Annotated in this window: 20 protein-coding genes and 1 tRNA gene; 7 read left to right on the top strand and 14 right to left on the bottom strand. The window is 64.7% G+C overall.

Going from position 1 to position 20845, the window contains the following annotated elements:
• Positions 1–177 precede the first annotated feature (177 nt).
• Complete coding sequence (locus tag BUA54_RS01990) at positions 178–1056, bottom strand: SDR family oxidoreductase (RefSeq protein ID WP_218588260.1); 879 nt, start codon at positions 1054–1056, stop codon at positions 178–180.
• Positions 1057–1475: 419 nt separating this feature from the next.
• Here BUA54_RS01990 and BUA54_RS01985 point away from each other — a divergent pair, with 419 nt between their 5' ends.
• Positions 1476–2261: an invasion associated locus B family protein gene (locus tag BUA54_RS01985; protein WP_245810540.1), complete on the top strand. Its 786-nt coding sequence runs from the start codon at positions 1476–1478 to the stop codon at positions 2259–2261.
• 62 nt (positions 2262–2323) lie between these two features.
• Here the strand turns inward: BUA54_RS01985 and BUA54_RS01980 are convergent, their stop codons facing one another.
• Genes BUA54_RS01980 through BUA54_RS01965 form a run of 4 tightly spaced genes read right to left on the bottom strand, consistent with a single transcriptional unit; the run spans position 2324 to position 6585 of the window.
• The gene (locus tag BUA54_RS01980) at positions 2324–3532 is read right to left on the bottom strand and encodes a beta-ketoacyl-[acyl-carrier-protein] synthase family protein (RefSeq protein WP_072855515.1); all 1209 of its coding nucleotides are present in this window, start codon (positions 3530–3532) and stop codon (positions 2324–2326) included.
• Between the two features lie 5 nt (positions 3533–3537).
• Positions 3538–3795, bottom strand: a complete 258-nt coding sequence (locus BUA54_RS01975) for an acyl carrier protein (protein WP_072855514.1) — start codon at positions 3793–3795, stop codon at positions 3538–3540.
• Positions 3796–3828: 33 nt separating this feature from the next.
• Positions 3829–4923, bottom strand: coding sequence for a UDP-3-O-(3-hydroxymyristoyl)glucosamine N-acyltransferase (locus tag BUA54_RS01970; RefSeq protein ID WP_072855513.1), 1095 nt, complete (start codon positions 4921–4923; stop codon positions 3829–3831).
• A 36-nt stretch (positions 4924–4959) separates the two neighbouring features.
• Entirely contained in the window at positions 4960–6585 is a 1626-nt protein-coding gene (locus BUA54_RS01965) for a L,D-transpeptidase family protein (protein WP_425434941.1), read from the bottom strand.
• A 318-nt stretch (positions 6586–6903) separates the two neighbouring features.
• Between BUA54_RS01965 and mepK the strand changes: the two genes are divergently transcribed.
• Together mepK and BUA54_RS01955 are read left to right on the top strand one after the other, a co-directional pair.
• Complete coding sequence (mepK, locus tag BUA54_RS01960) at positions 6904–7473, top strand: peptidoglycan L,D-endopeptidase MepK (protein ID WP_072855512.1); 570 nt, start codon at positions 6904–6906, stop codon at positions 7471–7473.
• A 121-nt stretch (positions 7474–7594) separates the two neighbouring features.
• Positions 7595–7668: transfer RNA gene (locus tag BUA54_RS01955), tRNA-Gly, on the top strand.
• 543 nt (positions 7669–8211) lie between these two features.
• Here BUA54_RS01955 and BUA54_RS21135 read toward each other — a convergent pair.
• Entirely contained in the window at positions 8212–9492 is a 1281-nt protein-coding gene (locus BUA54_RS21135) for a hypothetical protein (RefSeq protein ID WP_178352694.1), read from the bottom strand.
• 446 nt (positions 9493–9938) lie between these two features.
• On the opposite strand from BUA54_RS21135, the gene BUA54_RS01950 reads away from it, so the two are divergent.
• Together BUA54_RS01950 and BUA54_RS01945 are read left to right on the top strand one after the other, a co-directional pair.
• Positions 9939–10283, top strand: coding sequence for a RidA family protein (locus BUA54_RS01950; RefSeq protein ID WP_072855511.1), 345 nt, complete (start codon positions 9939–9941; stop codon positions 10281–10283).
• Positions 10283–10753, top strand: a complete 471-nt coding sequence (locus BUA54_RS01945; RefSeq protein WP_072855510.1) for an acyl-CoA thioesterase — start codon at positions 10283–10285, stop codon at positions 10751–10753. The genes BUA54_RS01950 and BUA54_RS01945 overlap by 1 nt, the downstream gene beginning before the upstream one ends.
• Positions 10754–10773: 20 nt before the next feature.
• On the opposite strand, the gene pgi is transcribed toward BUA54_RS01945, so the two are convergent.
• The 8 genes from pgi to BUA54_RS01905 form a co-directional block, all read right to left on the bottom strand.
• Complete coding sequence (gene pgi, locus BUA54_RS01940) at positions 10774–12372, bottom strand: glucose-6-phosphate isomerase (RefSeq protein ID WP_072855509.1); 1599 nt, start codon at positions 12370–12372, stop codon at positions 10774–10776.
• Between the two features lie 2 nt (positions 12373–12374).
• Complete coding sequence (pgl, locus tag BUA54_RS01935) at positions 12375–13046, bottom strand: 6-phosphogluconolactonase (RefSeq protein WP_072855508.1); 672 nt, start codon at positions 13044–13046, stop codon at positions 12375–12377.
• Positions 13047–13148: 102 nt separating this feature from the next.
• Complete coding sequence (zwf, locus tag BUA54_RS01930; protein ID WP_072855507.1) at positions 13149–14603, bottom strand: glucose-6-phosphate dehydrogenase; 1455 nt, start codon at positions 14601–14603, stop codon at positions 13149–13151.
• 125 nt (positions 14604–14728) lie between these two features.
• The gene (locus BUA54_RS01925) at positions 14729–15313 is read right to left on the bottom strand and encodes an HNH endonuclease (protein ID WP_072856102.1); all 585 of its coding nucleotides are present in this window, start codon (positions 15311–15313) and stop codon (positions 14729–14731) included.
• Positions 15314–15524: 211 nt separating this feature from the next.
• Complete coding sequence (locus BUA54_RS01920; protein ID WP_072855506.1) at positions 15525–16193, bottom strand: alpha/beta hydrolase; 669 nt, start codon at positions 16191–16193, stop codon at positions 15525–15527.
• On the bottom strand, positions 16190–16834 hold the full coding sequence (locus BUA54_RS01915; RefSeq protein WP_072855505.1) for a DNA-3-methyladenine glycosylase family protein: 645 nt from the start codon (positions 16832–16834) through the stop codon (positions 16190–16192). Before BUA54_RS01915 ends, BUA54_RS01920 begins: the two co-directional genes overlap by 4 nt.
• The gene (locus tag BUA54_RS01910; protein WP_072855504.1) at positions 16816–17544 is read right to left on the bottom strand and encodes a cobalt-precorrin-6A reductase; all 729 of its coding nucleotides are present in this window, start codon (positions 17542–17544) and stop codon (positions 16816–16818) included. The genes BUA54_RS01915 and BUA54_RS01910 overlap by 19 nt, the downstream gene beginning before the upstream one ends.
• A complete protein-coding gene (locus tag BUA54_RS01905; RefSeq protein WP_072855503.1) occupies positions 17541–18587 on the bottom strand; it encodes a cobalt-precorrin-5B (C(1))-methyltransferase in 1047 nt (348 codons plus the stop codon). Before BUA54_RS01905 ends, BUA54_RS01910 begins: the two co-directional genes overlap by 4 nt.
• Positions 18588–18672: 85 nt before the next feature.
• Between BUA54_RS01905 and cobA the strand changes: the two genes are divergently transcribed.
• Positions 18673–19524: a uroporphyrinogen-III C-methyltransferase gene (gene cobA / locus BUA54_RS01900; protein WP_072856101.1), complete on the top strand. Its 852-nt coding sequence runs from the start codon at positions 18673–18675 to the stop codon at positions 19522–19524.
• A 49-nt stretch (positions 19525–19573) separates the two neighbouring features.
• The gene (locus BUA54_RS01895; protein ID WP_072855502.1) at positions 19574–20836 is read left to right on the top strand and encodes a cobyrinic acid a,c-diamide synthase CobB; all 1263 of its coding nucleotides are present in this window, start codon (positions 19574–19576) and stop codon (positions 20834–20836) included.
• Positions 20837–20845: the final 9 nt, after the last annotated feature.

The raw sequence follows: 20845 nt of genomic DNA, 5'->3' as shown, positions 1-20845 counted from the left end.
CCCGGTGCTTCCAATGTCCCCCGGGGGCGCTGGGCGACCTTGTCAACGACATCCTCCCGATCTGGCCGCGTCTTTGCGGACGCGGCCATTTTTAGGGGTGTCCGCGAACCGTGTCGGTTCACATCATCAGGAACGGATGACCGGATCGAGATAGCAAGCAATCGTTTCACCCGACGGTCAGTAGGCCCGCGTGAAACCGCCGTCATGCATGAGGTTCGTGCCTGTGATGTGATCTGAAAAAGGACCGAGCAACGTTTCAATGGCGTTTGCGACTTCCTCTGGCGTGCCATATTTGCCCAAAGGCACATTGTCCGTCTCGGCAAGAATACCTTCATCGAAGGTCATGCCCTTGCTCTCGGCCCGCTTTGCAATCCCGGCGCGATACCAGGGCGACAGTGTCCCACCCAGCGACAACGTATTGACGTGGATGCCGCGCGCGCCGAGTGCGAAGGCAAGCGTTTTGGCCTGCCCGACCCAAGCGGTGCGGATGACGTTTGCGGTCGCATAGTGGCTCAAGACCTGTGCCGACGAAATTCCGGAAACGATCACGATCTTGCTGCGCCGCCCGACCTGAGGATCGGGCTGCATGTGTGCAATCGCGGTTTTCAGGATCTCCAGCGGACCGATGAAGCTCGTTTCAAAAAGGTCGCGCCAGACCTCCGGCTCTGGCATCGCGTCAGCAGACGCATGTGGCTGGGGCGGCATGATGACCGCATGATCCAGCCTCAACGAAAACCTGGACAGCAATGTGGAAAGTTTCGCGGCTTCAGTCGGCTGTGCCATGTCCAATGACAAGCTATGGTGCCGATCCGGGTCCTTCAGAGAGAGGCGGAGCGTCTCCAAGACCTCCTGCCTGCGCGCCACGAGGATCAAACGGCCTCCGGCAGATGCCAGCCTGCGGGTAAGGGCATCTCCGATGCCGCCTGTTGCAGCGGTGACCAGTGTCACTGAGGTTTCCATGCCGGAAGCATATCGGAAAGCGATGAAAATGTCATCTGTCGCTGAAGCTGCGAGACCGAAGACGAACCGCCGTTCGACACGGTCAACCCAGATCAACGCGCATCTCATGAAACGGTAAAAATCGGAATGGCACAGGGGTATCCTCCGCTTGAGCATGAGACGAACAGGCCATTTGGTAAAAGTGAACTTGGCCGACACCGTTCGCGGACGCCCCGATTTCTTCGCCGCCGCGCGTATGGCAAACGGCCGCATCTCCCGGAAGTTGCAGGGCTTCATTCGATGTTGACGCCGCGACGGCCATCGCCTAGCGGCTGTCCAATTCGTCGGCAAAGTCCGACAGGGAGCAATCGGGAAAGGGTCCTTTCGGGGGCCCTTTTTCCTTGCAGGTGGACGGGATGGCGATGCCGGGCCGGGCGCCGGCGCGGGTCCCCGCCTCACGGCATTTTGCCCCTGACAGTCCAGCCCGCGCATGATAGATCGCGCCCAACATCCATGAGCCCGGAGAGACACATAAGATGCGTAACGCCGTGAAACCCCTTCTGGTCGGCCTGATGCTGACCACCGCCCCCTTTGCCGTGATGGCACAGTCGACCGACACGCCCGCAACCGATGCCCCGGCAACGGAGACCCCCGCAACGGACGCGCCGGCAACGGATGCCCCGGCGACCACGGCCCCCGCCGCCGATGCCCCCGCGACGACCGATGCCCCCGCGACGACCGATGCGCCAGCCGCGGACGGCCCGGCCACGGATGCACCGGCAGCGGACACCACGACGGGCGCAGCGGCGGCAGACGGGACGACCGCGCCTGCCGACGGCGCGACGGCAGATGCGGCGGACGGCACGCCCAAGCTGGGCCAGCCCTTCATCCGAGAGACCTTCGGCGACTGGTCCCAGCGCTGCCTGAAGGCCGAGGAAGGTCAGGTCGATCCCTGCCAGCTGTACCAGCTGCTGATGGATGACCAGGGCAATGCCGTAGCCGAGTTCAGCACCTTCCCGCTACCGTCGGGCAATCAGGCCGCGGCCGGCGCGACCATCGTCGTGCCACTGGAAACGCTGCTGACCGCGCAGCTGCAGCTGAAGATCGACAACGGCGAACCCAAGGTCTATCCCTTCACCTTCTGCAACGCCGCCGGCTGCGTCGCGCGCGTCGGTTTCACAAGTGCAGAGGTCACGCAGCTGAAGCGCGGGGCCGGTGCGACCGTGCGCATGGTGCCCGCCGCGGCGCCGGATCAGGAAGTCGTGCTGAACCTGTCGCTGAGCGGCTTCACCGCCGGTTACGACAGCCTATCCGCCAACTGAGACACCCTTATCGCGACAGAACGGGCCGCGCCGGCGATCATCGCCGGCGCGGCCCTTTTGCATCAGGCGCGGCGCAGGGCGATGACGGCGTTCAGCCCGCCGAAGGCGAAGGCGTTGGACAGGGCGACGTCAACGGGACTTTGACGCGCGGTATTGGGGACGTAGTCCAGATCACACTCCGGATCGGCGGACGTCAGTCCGATGGTTGGGGCCAGCACCCCGTCGCGCAGCGCCATGATGCAGGCCAGCAATTCCACCGCACCGGTGCCGCCGATCAGGTGGCCATGCATCGCCTTGGTCGACGATACGGCAAGCGACCCCGCGTGGTCGCCGAAGACGTCGTGGATCGCCGCCGTTTCGGTCCGGTCGTTGGCGGTGGTTCCGGTGCCGTGGGCATTGATGTAGCCGACGTCCTCGGCCCCGATGCCGCCGTCGGCCAGCGCGCCGCGCATCGCACGGGCAGCCCCCTCGGCCGAGGGGGTCACGATGTCGGCGGCGTCCGACGACATGGCGAAGCCCGCCACCTCGCACAGGATCTCTGCCCCACGGGCGATGGCGTGGTCGCGGTCCTCGAAGACGAAGACGGCCCCTCCCTCGCCCTGCACCATGCCGTTGCGGGTCGCACAGAACGGGCGGCAGCCGTCGCGGGACATGACGCGCAGCCCTTCCCACGCCTTGATGCCGCCGAAGCAGAGCATCGCCTCTGTCCCGCCGGTCAGCATGACGTCGGCCAACCCTGCCCGGATCATCGCCAGCGCCTGCCCCATCGCGTGGTTCGACGACGCGCAGGCGGTCGAGACGGTGAAGGCCGGGCCGCGCAGATTATGCGCGATCGACACCTGACTGACGGCGGCATTGTTCATCAGCCGCGGCACGATGAAGGGATGCACGCGGTTCTTACCTTCTGCATAGACGGCGCGGTAGTTGTCGTCCTGCGTCGTCAGTCCGCCGCCGGAGGTGCCGAGGATCACGCCGGCGCGGTCGGCGGCCTCCCCCTCGAACGACAACCCCGCCTGCGCCAGCGCCTGCCGCGCGGACAGCAGGGCGAACTGGGTGAACCGGTCGAAGAGCGTCAGGTCCTGCCGCGAGAAATGCGCGGCCTCGTCATAGTCGCGGACCTGCGCGCCGATCGTGATCATCAGCCGGTCGACGTCGGGCATGTCGAGCGGTCCGATCGCGCAGCGGCCAGCCTGCATCGCGGCAAGGGTCGACGGCACGTCGTGGCCCAGCGGATTGATCGTGCCGGCCCCGGTGATGACCACGCGGCGCATGGCGCCTAGACCCGTTCTTTCACGAGGCTTTCGACCGCGGCCACGATGGCGCGGACAGAGGTGACGTCGAAGCCGCTTTCGGCGGGGGCGTTCGCGTTGAAGGGCACCGTGATGTCGAAGGCTTCCTCGATGGCGAAGATCGTCTCGACCAGTCCCATGCTGTCGATGCCGAGGCTGTCGAGCGTGTCGTCAAGGCCGACGTCCGACACGTCGAGCAGGGCCTGATCCGCGAGAATGGCGATGATCTTGTCCTGAACAGTCATGGTCGCTCGTCCTGTATGTTCCGTGACTGCGATCTAATCGCTGGCGTCGTCTTTGGGAACCCGTTTCTGCAACGCGGCGATGTCCTTGAGCATCTGCGGCAGGCGCCGCAGACCCTTTTCCCGCGCGCGGTAGCTGGGCATGTCCATGGCCGGCTGCCCCATGATGAACTGGCCATCCTTGACGCTGACGTAAAGGCCGGTGGCCGCGGCCATGACGACGTCGTTGCCGACGGTGATGTGATCCTTGGTGCCGGCGCGTCCGCCCATGACGACCCGGTCGCCCAGCACGCCGGACCCGGCCATGGCGGCCTGACCGCAGAGGATGCAGTCCTCGCCGATGATGCAGTTGTGGCCGACCATGACGTTGTTGTCGATCTTGGTGCCGCGCCCGACGCGGGTCGGCCGGATGGTGCCCGCGTCGACGCAGGAGTTGGCGCCGAGCTCCACATCGTCGCCGAAGATCACGCCGCCGAGGCTGTGGATCCGGTGGCGCGTGCCGTCTTCGGGCGGGGTCAGGGGCTCGCGGCCCATCGACTGATAGGCGCGTTCCTCGTTCGACAGATCCCTGGTGACGTAAGAGAAGCCATCGGCGCCAACGACCGCGTTGGGTTGCAGGATCACGCGGTTGCCGAAGTGGCAGTTGCGGCCCACCCGCGCGCCGGCATTCAGCCAGCAGTCGTTGCCCAGCGTGCTGCCGGGGCCGATGGAGACATGCGCCTCGATCCGGCAGCGATCGCCGAGAGTGACGCCTTCGGCCAGCACGACGAAGGGCCCGATGCTGGGATCGGCGCCCACGCTGCAGCTGTCGGGGACGATCGCGGTGGGGTGGATGCCGGTGGGCGCCGGTGCCGGATCGAAGGCCTGCGTCAGCGCCGCCATCGCCAGCCGCGCGCGCGGCACGGTGATCGCGGCCTTCAGCCCGAGCGCCTGCCAGTCGGCCCCGTCCCAGACGATCGCCGCCAGTGCCTTGCTGTCGGCCAGGGCGTTGGCATAGGCGGGCGACATCGCGAGGGCGAGATCATCGGCACCGGCGTCGCCCGGCTCTGCCGGGCGGCGGAGTATCAGGGAGGTGTCGCCGTGGGCCGTCGTGCCAAGAGCCTGTGCGATGTCCGCAACGGTCAATGTCATCGGAAGTGCCTCGCGTCGGTTTCGTCCGGCCCTGATCTAACCCTGAAGGGCGCGCACCGCTACCCCTTCGCGCGCCAGCGCGTTCCAGATCGCGGCGTCACGGCCATAGACGTCGCGGCGGAACTGCAGCTGACCGGTCACATTGGTGAAGGCCGTGCGGTAGACGATATGCACCGGCACAGGCTCTTGCAGCGTGATCCGGCTTTCGGCGCCGGATTTCAGCCGCGCCTGGAACACGGCCTGCGGGTCCGATTCCTGCCGCGCAAGCAGGGCATAGGCAAAGTCGAAGGGATCGTTCAGGCGGATGCAGCCATGGCTGAAGGCGCGGCTTTCGCGGCTGAACAGGTTCTTGGACGGCGTGTCGTGCAGATAGATGTTGTACTTGTTGGGGAACAGGAACTTCACCAGACCCAGCGCATTCCGCTCGCTCGGCCCCTGACGCATGGAATAGGGAAAGGTCCGGGCGTTGTATTTCGAGGCGTTGACCGACCCGCGCGGGATCACCTTGCCGCTGCGGTCGGTGACATCCAGATGGCTGACCGCGCCGGCATTGCGCTGCAGCTGCGGCAGGTATTCGTTCACCACGATGGACCGGGGGACGTACCAGCTGGGGTTGATGACCATGTATTCCATGACATCCGAGAACTCGGGGCTTTGGCGGTCGCCTTCGGTCGCACCGATGACCGAACGGGTGGAAAAGGTGACGCGGTCGTTGTCCACGATGGCCGCGGTGAAGTCGGTCAGGTTGACCCAGATGTGCCGCTGGCCGCGCGGGCGGTTCATCCAGCGCTCGCGCTCCATCGCGACGATGACGGACTGCATCCGCTTGTCGAGGGGAACGTTGATTTCCTTCATCGTCTCGCCGCCGGCGGTGCCGTCGACGGACAGGCCCATGGATTGCTGGAAGCGCTGCACCGCCGCCTGAATCCCGGCGTCATAGGTCTGCGTCGCGGTCCGGTCGAGGAATCCCATCAGCATCAGGCGGTTGCGCAGGTCGACGACGGCCTGACCGCTGGCACCGGGGGCAAGGCTTGCCGCCTGCACCGTCGGGCCGTAGCCGCCCTGCGCCAGAAGCCCTTCCAGCCGCAGCTTTTCGCGCATCAGGCGGGCGTATTCGGGGCTGCTGGGCGGCAGCGACCGCAGGAAGGCGGCGGGGTTCGACTGGATGAAGGCCTGCAGCGTGCCAAGGGGGGACCGCAACGGCACTTCGCGGACGATCAGCGGCACGACCTTGGACGGCGTCAGGATACCGGTCTGCACGTCGCGGGCGTAGTGCAGGAAAGCCTGCGACATCGCGACTTCTGCCGCACCCTGCTGGGCGGGGGTGGCCGCGGCGCGCAGCTGCGCCATCAGGCTGTCGGGATCGTAGCGCCCGACCGGCAACCCGTGGGCCCCGGCATCCGCCAATGCGGACAGCAGCGCGTTGCGGCGGGTGGCGGCGGCCCGGTCGGCGCCGGTCCAGATCCCCTCGAACGCGCGGTCACGGTAGAAGGTCGCGAGGTCCGTATCGCGGGCCGCCGATTCGGCTACGGCCTGCCGAAAGGCCGTTACCTGCGCCTGCACGGGCGCCGGCGCGGTCAGAAGCAGCGTCCCGAGGGTCACAATCAGCGCAAAGGCGCGCAGGCGGCGCACCGGATGGCATGGCAGGAAGGCGAGCGTCACGGTCTTGTCCCCCGAAAGGCGAAATGGCCCGCATTGCAGGCGTCTGTCGTTTATTCGGGGCTGCAAACCCTGCTGTCCATTCACAATGGGGGTGCCGGCCGCTTTGCCACGACCTGTTGCAAACCTGCCGATATCACCTCCCTCCGCCGGTCCGATCGGCGAAAATGCGCAGAATCTTGCCGATTTTCGACAGGGCATGGAACCATTCCGGTTCGGGCTTGGCGCATTTGCGGCCCTGTGCAATAAAGTCTTCACATCTGGGGAAGATGAAAAGCGCGGGAAATACGCGCAAAACACGACAGACGGGACAGGCACTACATGACAGAACAGCGTTCAACTGGACTCTCCAGGCGTGGCCTATTGGGTGCGTTCGCGGCAACCGCCCTTGCAACGGCCCCCACCTATTCGAAGGCTGCCGGCTTCCTGCGGGGCGCCGGCGACATCCGCCGCATCAGCATGTATTCCGGCCGGACAGGCGAGCGTCTGGACACGATCTACTGGATCGAAGGCGAATACATCGGCGAGGCGCTGCGCGAGATCAACGCCTTCATGCGCGACTGGCGCAACGGCAAGGTCGTCAACATGGACAGCCGCACCGTCGACATCATGGCCGCGTCGCACCGCCTGATGGACACCTCGGAACCCTACATGCTGCTGTCCGGCTACCGCAGCCCCGAGACGAATGCGATGCTGCGACAGACTTCCTCGGGCGTGGCGCGCAATTCGCTGCACATGCGAGGTCAGGCCGCCGACCTGCGGTTGTCGAACCGCAGCGTGGGACAGATGGCCAAGGCGGCCGCGGCCTGCCACGCGGGTGGCGTCGGCACCTATTCCGGGTCGAACTTCGTGCACATGGACTGCGGCGACGTGCGCAGCTGGCGCGGTTGAGCCATCCGGCCTGACGTCACCGAAACAAAGCGCCTGCGGGCGCTTTTTTCATGCCCGGCGCTGCTTGCGGCAGGTCTCGGCCCGGTGTAAGGCTGTCGGACGGCCTTCGGGCCGGCCGCAGGCGGGTATGGTGAAAAGGTATCACATGAGCTTCCCAAGCTCCTGTTACGGGTTCGATTCCCGTTACCCGCTCCACAAAAATTCACTTGATTAATCAATGGCTTACGCAAGTATGAACTTTCTGGCGTCGCCCTCGGTCCTAGCAACTATTTCCAAAGTGTATCCCATAACGTATCCCACGCCTGGGCAGCGGGACCGAAATGCCCATTTGTGAATTGATTCGCAATCAGGACGAGAACGGTGTTTATCCTGTAGTTGCAAAGGGTTAGATCAATATGATTTATAGATTGTGTGGTATTTCTGCATGAAAATATGGTGATATGACTTCACCATAGGCCGAAATACTTCACCATAGGCTGAGACATAGCGAGCCAGACCCTTAGATGTCGGCCGAATCATCGTCAGGAGTATAGAAGTTACAAAGCGCCGCTTGCGTGACGGCAGCGGTTGTGTGGTCAGGCTCGACTCTCTCAAGTGGCCTAGATTAATGGTTAAATGGAATTTCTACCTTTCTAAAACAGCGCAGGCCTTGGCGATAACGAATCACCAAGGCCCACCAGAAAAAACTATATGTAGTTATGTAGGTTAATCAGTAGTGCTCATTTAGTCTCTCCCAGACTAGGTTTGTCTTCCATACAACATAGCCTCTGCGGCAAAAGTTTCAATAAGATTAACCCATGGCATCAATATTCTTCTGTTTCTCTCAGTTGTATGAATGACGCCGCGAGTGACGTCATCTTGACCGTGCGCAAGGCAATTTCTAATCGCCCGTAATTTATCGACGAGGGAAATTGGACCACTTTTCTTCCAATCTTCAAACTTCAATTGCTTTCCGATCACGGAATGCACTTCATAGCCACCATCAAATCGACAATCGTCACAAAATTCAGCTCTGTTCATATCTATAACAGCCCAAACTTTCTTCGCATCTACCGATTCTTTTACAAAGTTTTTAAGTCGATCGTTAGCTGCAATTTGACCGGAGAAGAGCGTCGCAATCTCCCCAGCCGCGCGATCAGTAGAAGCGATCAAGTGCGGACGCCTAAGTATGTCGATAAGTTCCTTCCTCTGCTCTTCCTTTATATAGGACAATGCAAGAAACTCTAGTAAACGGTAATGAAGGAGAAACTTCATTGCTGGGTCTCGAGTCTCAAATGTCCCTAACCAAAATGAAGTCACTGACGGATCAATAGCACCAGCGACTAGCTCTTCTGGAAAGTTACCCTCAACATAACGCGGCCTGGAACTATCGTTCATTTTTGTTTGCGGTTCGTGGATCAGAATTCGCGGCGTTTCTCTGTCATAATACGTCATATAAAAGTTGATGGTGCGAAGATATTCATCAAGATCTTCGTCCTCTACCCCACTACAGTCCACCCAAAAACATCTTGGTTCCCCGAGATTATGATGGTCCGCCCCAATGGCGATCAAATTAAATGAGCTTAGATTCCGGTGTTCAGTATGGCTCGGGGCCGCAATAGGAAATATTGAACCTGCGAGCTTTAAAGCATCGTCACTTGCAGCACCAAACCGACAGATCCTTTTTGTGCCGCGCCACCAAACCTCAAATGAGCGCGACTTCATATCATCATGTTTTTTTCTCAATTTAAACGCTGTCCAGAACACCTCTAAGTGCCTGCTTTCATTATGCATTATAGCGGAATAGTTTTCGGGAAAGCTGATCCGTTTGAGTATAGCTTCTATTTCCTGCACATCTTCATATGAGTCTGAAAGAACGATTGTTAATGTCGTATCGTTCCAAGGATGATGAAGGAAGTAAGTGAACCTTTTGTTGCCCTCATCTTCTATTTCATCAACGACTAGTTTAAATGCCCTTTCACCCTCAAGATGCTCCGCAAACAACTTTCTCAATGAATCTTCGTTAACTTCTATTTCCAATTCATTTCCTCAATTTCGTTAAAGATACTCACCAATGTAGCATCATGAATTACGCTTTGAGCGACCACGCGAACTGCGGCACTCAAGGGCTTCACACAAGCGTAACCTTTGCCCACGGAACTTTTTCGATCTAAAGGTTTCGATTGCTCATCATCAAGCTTCTAACCAACTTCCATACAGAAACTTGTATGATGCCCGAAACCGTAACAGTCTTTCTATTGCTAAGCTTGCACTTCTGACATTGAAAGTGTATCCCAAAAAGCATCCCAAATTTGGGGCAAAACGCAAGCTTAGCTTTTTGTTTAGTCAATGAATTCAGTTGTTTAGGCCTAAAGCTAATGTCTTTGAAATGAGTAAAGGTATCACGAAAGCTTCCCAAGCTTCAGTTACGGGTTCGATTCCCGTTACCCGCTCCACCCTCCCTTCTCGCCGCGCAGGAACATCCCATGACCATCACCCGCATCGAATCCGGCAACCGGATGTCGCAGGCCGTCGTCCACAACGGTATCGTCTATCTGGCCGGTCAAGTCGGCCAGCCCGGCGAGGATGCGACCGCCCAGACGACCGAAGTGCTGGCGCAGATCGACCGGCTGCTGGCACTGGCGGGTACCGACAAGTCGAAAATCCTGACGGCGCAGGTCTGGGTCGCGGACATGGCCGATTTCGCTGCGATGAACGCCGTCTGGGACGGCTGGGTCAGCCAGGGGAACGCCCCCGCCCGCTGGACCGGTGAAGCGAAGCTCGCCACGCCCGACTACAAGGTCGAGATCATCGTGACCGCCGTCGTCTGATGACGACCCCTTACCTGACGCCCCTGCACGCGGCCGACCTGAGGGCCGCGGGTATCCCCGAGCCGTGGTCCTTCGGCATGGCCGACAAGGTCCGCTTCGGCGAGATCGACGCGCTGCAGCACGTCAACAATGCGGTCTACCTCAAGTGGTTCGAGAATCTGCGGGTCCTCTATTTCGCGGACCGGGATATCTGGAACGTGGACGGCAAGCGGCCGCGCGTCGTGCTGCGCAACATCGGCCTTGACTACATCCGCGAAATCAAGCTGACGGACAGCTACATCATGACCGGGCGCACCACGCGGCTGGGCACCAGCAGCTTTACGATGGAATACGCGGTCTGGGTGGACGGGCAGCTTTGCACCGCCAGCCACGCGGTCCTCGTCATGCTGAACGACGACAACACCAAGCGGCCCCTGCCCGATCAGATCCGGCAGATGTTCATCGACCGGGACGGCGCCGCGCAGGGTTAAGCCGCGCCGCGCCGGGCCGATTACAACCCGTGCTTCTGCAGGAAGCCGACCAGCGCCGCCGTCGATCCGTCCTTGCCCTCTGCCGTCTTGTCGCCCTCGACCACCGGCTGCAGGGAGGTCGCCAGTTCCTTGCCCAATTCCACCCCCCACTGGTCGTAGGAATTGATGCCCAGCACCGCGCCTTCGACGAAGACCCGGTGTTCATAAAGGGCAACGAGCATGCCCAGCATTTCCGGCGTCAGCTGCGGATAGGTCAGCGTGACCGAGGGGCGGTTGCCGGGGAACACCCGGTGCGCCGCCTGACGGTCCAGTTCCGCACCGGCGTATTTGTCCGCGACCTTCGCCTTCGCCTCGTCCAGCGTGCGGCCCATCATCAGCGCCTCTGACTGGGCGAGGCAGTTGGCAACAAGCAGCTGATGCTGATGGTGCAGCGCGTCCTCGTGCCCGCGCGCGGCGACGAGGAATTCGCAGGGAATGACCCGGGTGCCTTGATGGATCAGCTGATAGAAGGCGTGCTGTCCGTTCGTCCCCGGTTCGCCCCAGACGACGGGGCCGGAATCGAAGGGCAGTGCCACGCCGTCCATGCTGACGCCCTTGCCGTTGCTCTCCATCTCCAGCTGCTGCAGGTAGGCGGGCAGCCGGCTGAGGTTGTTGTCATAGGGCAGCACGGCACGGGTGGCGTGGCCGCAGACCTGATTGTGCCATAGCCCGACCATGGCGAGCAGGGCGGGCAGGTTTTCGCGCCAGGGTGCGCTGCGGAAATGCCGGTCCATCGCCTGACCGCCGCGCAGGAAGGCGCGAAAGGCGTCGGGGCCGATGGCGATCATCATGGACAGCCCGATCGGCCCCCACATGGAATAGCGCCCGCCGACCCAGTCAGCGAAACCGAAGACGCGGCTGGGGTCGATGCCGAAATCGGCGGTCTTGTCGGCGGCGGTGGACAGCGCCGCGAACTGCGCGCCGGTGTCGCTGACGCTTTCGCCCATCCACGCCTTGGCCGTGCGGGCGTTGGTCATCGTCTCGATCGTGGTGAAGGTCTTGGAGGCGACGATCACCAGCGTCGTCGCGGGGTCGAGCGCCCGCAGGGTCTGCGCGATGTCCGCCGGATCGACGTTGCTGACGAAATGGCAACGCGGGCCGTCGTGATAGGGTGCCAGCGCCAGCGTGCCCATCTTGGGGCCAAGGTCGGACCCGCCGATGCCGATGTTGACGACGTCGGTGATCGCCCCGCCCTGCCCCGTGTAGCTGCCGTCGCGCACGGCATTGGCGAAATCCGCCATCCGGTCCAGCGTCTTCAGCACCTCGGGCATCACATCCTGACCGTCGACCATGACCGCCCCGCCGTCGAGGTTGCGCAGCGCCGTGTGCAGGACCGCGCGGCCCTCGGTCTCGTTGATCGGTCGGCCTTCGAACATCGCGGCGCGCTTGTCCGCGACGCCGGTCTGGTCCAGCAGGTCGATCAGCATCGCCAGCGCCGTCTCGTCGATCTGGGTCTTGGCGTAGTCGAGGCGCAGGTCGCCGGTCTGCGCCGCGAAATTCCGCGCCCGGTCGGCATCGAGGGTCGCCGCGATGCGGCGGTCCTTCAGCGCTTCGTAGTGTGCCTTGAGGTCTGCGAACATGATCAGGACTCCGCCCAGTGAACTATGGTGCCGGGCAGGATCGCCGCGACGGGCGCCTCTGCCGGGGACAGGCCGTTGGCGAGTTCCAGCGCCTCGCGCTTTTCGCGGCCCACGATGACGATGTGACGGCTCATCGCCTCTCGCAGCACCTTGGCCGACAGGGTGATCCGCGGTTCCGGCGCACCGGGGGCGCGCATCGCGACCAGCGTGTCGGTGCCGTTCAGGGCCAGATCCAGCTGGTCGGCCCCGGGAAAGATGCTGGCCGTGTGCATGTCGGCACCCATGCCCAGCAGCACCAGAGACAGCGGCAGTTCCGGCTTCAGCGCCTCCTGCAGGTCGGCCAACTTGTCCTCTGGCGTGGGCGCGTCGGCGTAGAGCGGGACATAGACAGCCTCTGCCGCGCGGTCGGTCAGCAGACGCTGGCGCAGCAGGCGGGTATTGGATCGTTCGGACGTTTCGGGCACCCAGCGTTCGTCGGTCAGCATGACATGCACGCGGGACCAGTCGAGGTTGGCACTGCACAGGTTGTCGAAGACCGGGCCCGGCGTCGTGCCGCCCGGCACCGCAAAGGACGCATGGTCGTGGTTCAGCAGGCACTGGCGCAGCTCGCTCGCCAGCTTGCCGGCGAGGTCGATCATCATCATCTCGCCGTCGGGATATTCGATCAGTTCCAAGGCCGTGGCCCTCCGTTCTTGTGCAGCACTGCGCTGTTCAGCAGATCACAACCACCGGACGATGCCAAACCGGCGGCAAGCCCGGCATCGGCATGCATCGGCCTAGGCCTTGACGTCGCGCCACCGACGGCCGTCGCGGTGCATCAGCATCATCGCGTCCTCTGGCCCGGCGCTGCCCTGATCGTATAGCTTCGGCACGTCGTTGCGCGCCTCCCAGCCGTTGATCAGCGGATCGGTCCAGGCCCAGGCGGCCTCGACCTCGTCACCGCGCATGAACAGCGTCTGGTTGCCGCGGATCACATCCATGATCAGCCGCTCGTAAGCATCGGTCGCGGGTTCGGCATCGTCGCCCAGCGCGTCGGCAAAGGTCATGTCGAGCGGCACGTCGATCAGGCGCATGCCCCCCGGCCCCGGTTCCTTGATCGTGACCTGCAAATCGATGCCCTCGTTCGGCTGCAGGCGGATGGCGAGGATGTTGCGGTGCCGCGCCGTGTCGCCTTCGAAGATCGAGTGGCCGAGGTCCTTAAACACGACGGCGATCTCCGACGCACGTCCCTTCATCTTCTTGCCGGTGCGCAGATAGAACGGCGTGTCGGCCCAGCGCCAGTTCGACACGTTCACCTTCATCGCGATGAAGCTTTCGGTGAAGCTGCGGGGGTTTTCCACGTCGGCGCGGAAACTGGGTGTATCGCCGTTGGCATCGTACTGGCCGCGCACGATGTGGTGGCTTTCGACCGGTTGCAGGGCGCGGATGACCTTCAGCTTCTCGTCGCGCACTTCGTCCGCGCCGAAGACCGATGGCGGTTCCATCGCGATCAGGCAGAGCAGTTGCATCAGGTGGTTCTGCACCATGTCCCGCATGGCGCCCGACTTGTCGTAATAGGCCCCGCGCCCGCCGACGCCCACGGTTTCCGCCACGGTGATCTGGATGTGATCGACGTAGTGGCTGTTCCACAGCGGTTCGAACAGGACGTTGCCGAAGCGGACGGCCATCAGGTTCTGGACGGTTTCCTTGCCGAGGTAATGATCGATGCGATAGATCTGGCCTTCGTTGAAATGCGCCGCCAGCGTGTCGTTCAGTGCCTTGGCCGAGGCCAGATCGCGGCCGAAGGGCTTTTCCACCACGATGCGGCTGTTCCGGTCGGCGATGCCGTAGGTGTGCAGCCTCTCTGCCAGATCGCCGAAGAGCGACGGGGCGACCGAAAAGTAGAAGGCGCGCACCACGCCGTCGCGCATCAGCGCGGCAAGGTCAGACCAGCCGCCGTCGCCGGTTGCATCGATCGCGACGTAGCGCAGGGCGGCGAGGAAATCGGCAAGCCCGGTGGCATCGGCCTTTTCCGGGCCACCGAATTCGGCCACGGCCTCGCTTACCATCTCGCGGTAGCCGGCGTCGTCCATTTCCGTCCGGGCCGCACCGATGATGCGGCTGCCGCGCGGCATCTGGCCTGCAAGGTAGCGTCGGAACAGGCCCGGCAGGATCTTGCGCCGCGCGAGATCGCCGGTGCCGCCAAAGATGACAAGGTCGAATTCATCGACGGGAATGACGCGAGAGACCATGAGAACTCCGGACAATTGGGGAACGCGTTAGCGCTAACGCCTTGCTGATAGCCAGCGACGCCGGAAAAGTCTAGCGGATGGAACGCGCTTCGTCATGGCCCCGGCGCGTGCCGCGTGGCGGCTGTTCAGGCTTCCAGTTCCGCATCCCAGTAGAGGTAGTCCATCCAGCTGTCGTGCAGGTGGCCGGGCGGAAACTTGCGCCCGATGTTGTTCAGTTCCGCGGCTGCGGGCTGGCGCGGCGGCTTGCGCAGGGTCATGCCGGACTGCTTGAGCAGTTTGGAGCCCTTGTGAAGGTTGCACCGGCTGCAGGCGGCAACGACGTTGGTCCAGCTGGTCACGCCGCCCCGCGCCCGCGGCAGGACGTGGTCGAAGGTCAGGTCGCCGCGGCTGCCGCAATACTGGCAGCAGAATTCGTCCCGCAGAAAAAGATTGAAGCGCGTGAAGGCCACGCGCTTCTGGGGTTTGACGAAATCCTTCAGCACCACGACTGACGGGATGCGGATCCGGGTGGATGGACTGTGCACCACCTCGTCGTATTCGCTGATGATCGTGACCCGGTCGAGGAAGGCCGCCTTCACCGCCTCCTGCCAAGGCCAGAGCGAGAGCGGATAGTAGGACAGCGGCCTGTAATCCGCGTTCAGCACGAGCGCGGGAAAGTGTTTCAACGCCCCCGGTTCGCGCACGAATTCCGTTCTGAAATCACCGTACATCGTCGCCTGCATCCATCTGCTGGCGGTCGGCTGACGGCACCCTTGCCACGGGGCCGCACCGGCCGCGTCAGGAAAACTATATCTGGGGGTTTTCAAAAACCAAGGCCTAAATCGCCCCCAGATATCGCAGGTATGCCGCCGGCAGGTAAAACCGGTGTGACAGGCGGCGGAACGCCGCATCCTGCAGCGGTCCGGCCCCTGCGCGGGTGCGTCAGTCCATGCCCAGCCGGTCGGCCATGAAGGCCAGCGCCACCTGCAGCCCGTCGGGCGCGATCCCGTGGGCGGTGCCCTTCATCACGTGGGCGAAGACCTCGGTCCAGCCGGCACCCTGCAGGGCTTCTGCCGCATGCGGCAGGGACTGCGGTGGCACCACGTTGTCCTGATCGCCGTGGATCAACAGCACGGGCGGACGGCTGACGACCTCGTCCTCCAGCAGTTCCGGCTGCAACAGACGGCCGGAAAAGGCGACGAGGCCCGCGACGGGATCCTCGCGTCGCGGCAGGACGTGCAGCGCCATCATCGTGCCCTGAGAGAAGCCCAGCACCATGACCTGCTCCGGCAGCAGGTCCTCGTCCACCATCACACCGTCGAGGAAGGCGTTCAGGTCGTCCGCCGCGCGGCGCAGGCCGTCTTCCGCCTCTTCCTCCGACGATCCGTCGATCCAGGGAATCGGGAACCACTGGAACCCCATCGGCGCGCCGGCGCAGGCCTCTGGCGCATCGGGCGCGATGAACAGCGTGTCGGGCAGATGTTCCGCCAACGGATCGGCCAGCCCCAGCAGGTCGGCCCCGTTGGCGCCGTAGCCGTGCAGGAAGACCACCGCGGCGCGGATCTCTCCCGATGCCGGTTCCTTGCGGCCGGCGTTCAGTGCGCGTGTCATCGGATCCCCTCGCGTGATTTCATCGCAGCGTAATAGGCCCAGAGCAGGCGCGCCGCAACCGACCGCCACGGCGACCATGCCTCTGCCATTGCGCGCAAGGCCTTGTCCGTGGGGCGTGCGGGCAGGTCGAAGAGCATGCGCGCGCCTTCCTGCAGGGCCAGATCGCCGGGCGCGATGACGTCGGCACGGCCGAGGCTGAACATGGCGTAGATCTCGGCGGTCCAGATGCCGATGCCGGGAACGTGGACCAGCGTCGCGATGACCTCGTCCGTGGGCATGCGGCGCAATGCGTCGTAGTCGATATCCGCCTTTGCCAGCGCCTTTACGTAACGGGCCTTGGGTCGCGACAGGCCGAGGGCGCGCAAATCCTCCTCGCTCGCTGCCGCGACGCTCCTCGGATCGTCCATGCCGGCCGCCCCCAGCCGGGCGTAGATCGCCGTGGCAGAGGCGACGCTGACCTGCTGGCCGCAGATCGCCGAGACGAGCGCCGGGAAGCCGTCGCCGCGCAGGCGCAGCGGAAGGGGTCCGGTATCCGCCAGCGCCCGGGCAAAGCGCGGGTCCCGCGCCGCGAGCCATGCCGCGCCTTCGGCCACGCAGGCGTCCCCTTTGATGAGACGCCCGGTCACTGGCGCGCCGCCCATGCGATCGCCGCATCGACGCTGTCCGTGACCGGCGCATCTGGAGGCGGCGGGCGGCGGATCATCAGGACTGGGATGCCGAGTTCGCGCGCCGCCGTCAGCTTGGTCCGGCTGGCCTCGCCCCCCGCGTTCTTGACCACGATCCAGTCGATGCCCAAGGCCGCGAACAGATCCCTCTCTCGCGGGACGGAGAACGGGGGCCGCCCGATCAGGAACTCGCCGCCATCAAAGGGGAACGGCGCCGTGGGCGGGTCGATCTGGCGACAGATCACGCGGCGCCCCTGCAGATTGGCGAAACGATGAAGGGTCTGCCGCCCGGTACCAAGGAACACGGTACTGCCCGGCGGGATCAGGGCGGCAGCCTCCTCCTCGCGCGCGATCTCGCGCCAGTCGTCGCCCTCTTCGGGCTGCCATGCGGGGCGCAGGTGATAGAGATAGGGAATGCCCCGCACAGCGCAGACCTGCGCCGTGCGTCGGGTGATCCGCTCGGCAAAGGGATGGGTCGCATCGAGGACGGCCGCGATCCCGGCGCTGTCCAGCCAGGCCTCGAACCCGGCCTGCCCGCCGAAGCCGCCGCACCGGGTCGGCACCGGCAGGGGCCGGGCCCGCTGCGTGACCCCCGCGAGGGACGCGATGACCGCGACGCCCCGGTGCGCCAGACCCTCTGCGATGAGGCGCGCGTCGCCGGTGCCGGCCAGTAACAGGACCGTCATCCGCCGGCCCTTGCGAGGATGGCGCCCGCCCTGTCGATCACCACCGTGTCGAATGTCATCCGGTCCCCGAATTGTCTGGTCACGACCTGCAGGGCCCGGTCGGCGACCGCCTGCGCCAGCGGTGTGCCCGCGATCTCCAGCGCCTGCAAGGCGGTGTTGGCCCCGGCTACAGCGGCGTGACCGCTCAGGTCGGCAAGGGCCGCGAAGTCCACCTGACTGCGGCCGGAGTGCAGGTCCATCGCCCCCTGCGCCAGCTTGGTCATCTTGCCGATCCCGCCGCCGATGGTCACGTGCGGCACCGGGTGCCGGGCCAGATATTTCAGCATGCCACCGGCAAAGTCGCCCATGTCCAGCATGGCGTGATCCGGCAGGCCGTGCAGGGCTTGCACCGTCGCCTCGCTGGTGGCACCGGTGCAGCCCGCCACATGGGTCAGCCCCGCGGCACGCGCGACGTCGATACCGCGATGGATCGAGGCGATCCATGCGGCACAGCTGAAGGGCCGCACCACGCCCGTCGTCCCCAGCACCGACAACCCCCCGACGATGCCGAGGCGCGGGTTCCAGGTCTTCAGTGCGATCGCGGCACCGCCGGGAATGCCGACGGTGATCGTGACATCGGGCGATTGCCCGTGTTGCGAGGCCAGCGCCATGACCTCTGCCGTCATCATCTGTCGCGGCACCGGATTGATCGCGGGCTCTCCCACGGCGACGGGCAGACCGGCGCGGGTGACGGTGCCCACCCCCTCGCCCGCCCGGAAAAGCACGCCGCCGTCACTGGCGCTGACCCGCACCACGATCAGCGCACCATGAGTCACGTCCGGATCGTCGCCCGCGTCCTTGGTGATGCCCGCTTCCGCCCAGCCCTCGCCCGCGGCACGGTGCGCGACGGCGAAGACCGGCGTTTCGCCCTTCGGCAGCGTGATCTGCACGGTGTCGGGAAACGCCCCGCCCCACAGCCGCAGCAGCGCCGCCCGCGTCGCGGCGGTGGCGCAGGCGCCGGTGGTCCAGCCACGGCGCAGGGGGCCTTCGGGTCTGCGTGTCATGGCGCGACACTAGCCGTCGGCGCGGACCAAGGAAATGCCGCATCCCGCGCTTTTCAACGGCGCCGGTTCGCGCCATAACCCGGGCATGACGGACATGCTTTCACTTCCCGATCACGACTGGCCCGTGCTGCAGCCGGGGTGGGTCTGGCTGTGCGGCGCCGGCCCCGGCGACCCCGGCCTGCTGACCCTGCACGCCGTCAACGCCCTGCGGCAGGCCGACGTCGTGATCTACGATGCGCTGGTGCAGGAGGCCATCCTCGCCTGGGCCCCGCAGGCCGAGCACATCTACGCCGGCAAACGCGGCGGCAAACCGTCGGCCAAGCAGCGCGACATCTCGCTGCGGCTGGTGGACCTCGCCCGCGCGGGCAAGCGCGTCCTGCGGCTGAAGGGCGGCGATCCCTTCGTCTTTGGCAGGGGCGGAGAGGAGGCGCAGACGCTGGTGCAGCACGGCATCCGCGTCCGCATCATCCCCGGCATCAGCGCGGGCATCGGCGGGCTGGCCTATGCGGGCATCCCGGTCACGCACCGCGACGTGAACCAGTCCGTGACCTTCGTCACCGGCCACGACCAGAGCGGAAACACACCCGGATCGCTGGACTGGGCCAGCATCTCGAAGGGGTCGCAGGTCATCGTGATCTACATGGGGATGAAGCACATCGCCCAGATCGCGGGGCACCTGATCGCCGCAGGCCGCAGCCTGTCGGAACCCTGCGCCGTCGTCACCACCGCCACGACGCCGGACCAGCGTGTCCTCGAAACCACCCTCGGCACCATCGTGGACGACATCGCCGCAAGCGGCATGGAGCCGCCGGCGATCATCTGCGTCGGCGCGTCCGTCCTGATGCGGCAGGTCCTCGACTGGCAGGGCATGATGGCGGGCGAGGCGCCGCGCAATCTCGACCCCCTCGGCCGCGGGTTGCCGGCCGAAAGCGCATGATCTCCTTCACCCGGCTGGACAAGCGGCCGCCCGAGGCACCCGTGCGCCGATGCCGGGCCTGATCCTCGCCGCGCCGCAGTCCGGCAGCGGCAAGACCACCGTGACACTGGGGCTGCTCCGCGCCCTGACCCGCAGAGGCGTCGCCGTGCGGGGGGCGAAGTCCGGGCCCGACTACATCGACCCCGGCTACCACGCGGCCGCCTGCGGCCGGCCCTGCCTGAACCTCGACGCCTGGGCGATGACGCCGCAGGCGATCGCCGCCCGCGCCGCCACGCCGGACCTGCTGCTGATCGAAGGCGGAATGGGCCTGTTCGACGGCGCCCCGCCGGACGGACGCGGCGCCACCGCCGATCTGGCGCGCCTGCTGCGCCTGCCGGTCGTGCTGATCGTCGATGCCGCGCGCATGGCGCAATCCGTCGCCCCGCTGGTCGCGGGCTTCCTGCGGTGGGACCCTGACGTGCGGATTGCGGGCGTGATCCTCAATAACCTGGGGTCCGACCGGCATGGCGCGATGCTGCGCCGTGCTCTCGCCCCGCTCGACCTGCCCGTGCTGGGGATGCTGCCGCGCAATCCCGACATCGCGCGCCCCGCGCGTCACCTCGGTCTGCATCAGGCGGCGGAGGATCCTGCACTCGATGCCTTCCTCGACCGCGCTGCGGACTGGGTCGCGGCGGGCTGCGATCTGGACGGGATGGTCGCCCTCGCGATGCCGCTGACCGACGCAAGCGCCCGTGTCCAGCCACCGCCTGCGCAACGGATCGCCATCGCGCGGGATGCGGCCTTCTCCTTCCTCTATCCTCACCATCTGCAGGACTGGCGCGCCGCAGGGGCCGAGGTCGCCTTCTTCTCGCCCCTCGCGGACGACCCCGTGCCGGACGCCGACCTGATCGTCCTCCCCGGCGGCTATCCAGAGCTTCACGCAGGCCGCCTCTCTGCCGCGCGGAGCTTCATGCAAAGCATCATGAAAGCGTCGCAAAGAACTGATGTATATGGTGAATGCGGTGGATACATGGCCTTGGGTGACAGCCTGATGGATGCATCCGGCATCGTTCACCCGATGGCCGGGCTGCTGCGGCTGGATACCTCTTTCGCCACCCGGAAACTGCACCTCGGTTATCGTCATCTGAGCGCCACCCATGGTCCGCTTGTCGGGGACTGGACGGGGCACGAATTCCACTATGCCACGACCCTGCAGGCCGCCGGCGATCCCCTGTTTGCCGCGACCGATGCGGAAGGCACGGCCCTGCCGCCGATGGGTCTGCGTCTGGGCCGTGTCGCGGGGTCTTTCGCCCATCTGATCGACCGGGCATAAGTCAGGCGA

The organism is Loktanella atrilutea (genome assembly GCF_900128995.1).
Lineage (GTDB): Bacteria > Pseudomonadota > Alphaproteobacteria > Rhodobacterales > Rhodobacteraceae > Loktanella > Loktanella atrilutea.
This window is presented reverse-complemented; position numbering and strand designations above follow the sequence as displayed.

Bases quoted from the DNA above. Each gene is read 5' to 3' on its own strand.
- BUA54_RS01985 (WP_245810540.1), top strand. From the start codon at position 1,476: ATGCGTAACGCCGTGAAACCCCTTCTGGTCGGCCTGATGCTGACCACC.
- BUA54_RS01980 (WP_072855515.1), bottom strand. From the start codon at position 3,532: ATGCGCCGCGTGGTCATCACCGGGGCCGGCACGATCAATCCGCTGGGC.
- BUA54_RS01975 (WP_072855514.1), bottom strand. From the start codon at position 3,795: ATGACTGTTCAGGACAAGATCATCGCCATTCTCGCGGATCAGGCCCTG.
- BUA54_RS01970 (WP_072855513.1), bottom strand. From the start codon at position 4,923: ATGACATTGACCGTTGCGGACATCGCACAGGCTCTTGGCACGACGGCC.
- mepK (WP_072855512.1), top strand. From the start codon at position 6,904: ATGACAGAACAGCGTTCAACTGGACTCTCCAGGCGTGGCCTATTGGGT.
- BUA54_RS01950 (WP_072855511.1), top strand. From the start codon at position 9,939: ATGACCATCACCCGCATCGAATCCGGCAACCGGATGTCGCAGGCCGTC.
- BUA54_RS01945 (WP_072855510.1), top strand. From the start codon at position 10,283: ATGACGACCCCTTACCTGACGCCCCTGCACGCGGCCGACCTGAGGGCC.
- pgi (WP_072855509.1), bottom strand. From the start codon at position 12,372: ATGTTCGCAGACCTCAAGGCACACTACGAAGCGCTGAAGGACCGCCGC.
- zwf (WP_072855507.1), bottom strand. From the start codon at position 14,603: ATGGTCTCTCGCGTCATTCCCGTCGATGAATTCGACCTTGTCATCTTT.
- BUA54_RS01925 (WP_072856102.1), bottom strand. From the start codon at position 15,313: ATGTACGGTGATTTCAGAACGGAATTCGTGCGCGAACCGGGGGCGTTG.
- BUA54_RS01920 (WP_072855506.1), bottom strand. From the start codon at position 16,193: ATGACACGCGCACTGAACGCCGGCCGCAAGGAACCGGCATCGGGAGAG.
- BUA54_RS01915 (WP_072855505.1), bottom strand. From the start codon at position 16,834: ATGGGCGGCGCGCCAGTGACCGGGCGTCTCATCAAAGGGGACGCCTGC.
- BUA54_RS01910 (WP_072855504.1), bottom strand. From the start codon at position 17,544: ATGACGGTCCTGTTACTGGCCGGCACCGGCGACGCGCGCCTCATCGCA.
- BUA54_RS01905 (WP_072855503.1), bottom strand. From the start codon at position 18,587: ATGACACGCAGACCCGAAGGCCCCCTGCGCCGTGGCTGGACCACCGGC.
- cobA (WP_072856101.1), top strand. From the start codon at position 18,673: ATGACGGACATGCTTTCACTTCCCGATCACGACTGGCCCGTGCTGCAG.
- BUA54_RS01895 (WP_072855502.1), top strand. From the start codon at position 19,574: ATGCCGGGCCTGATCCTCGCCGCGCCGCAGTCCGGCAGCGGCAAGACC.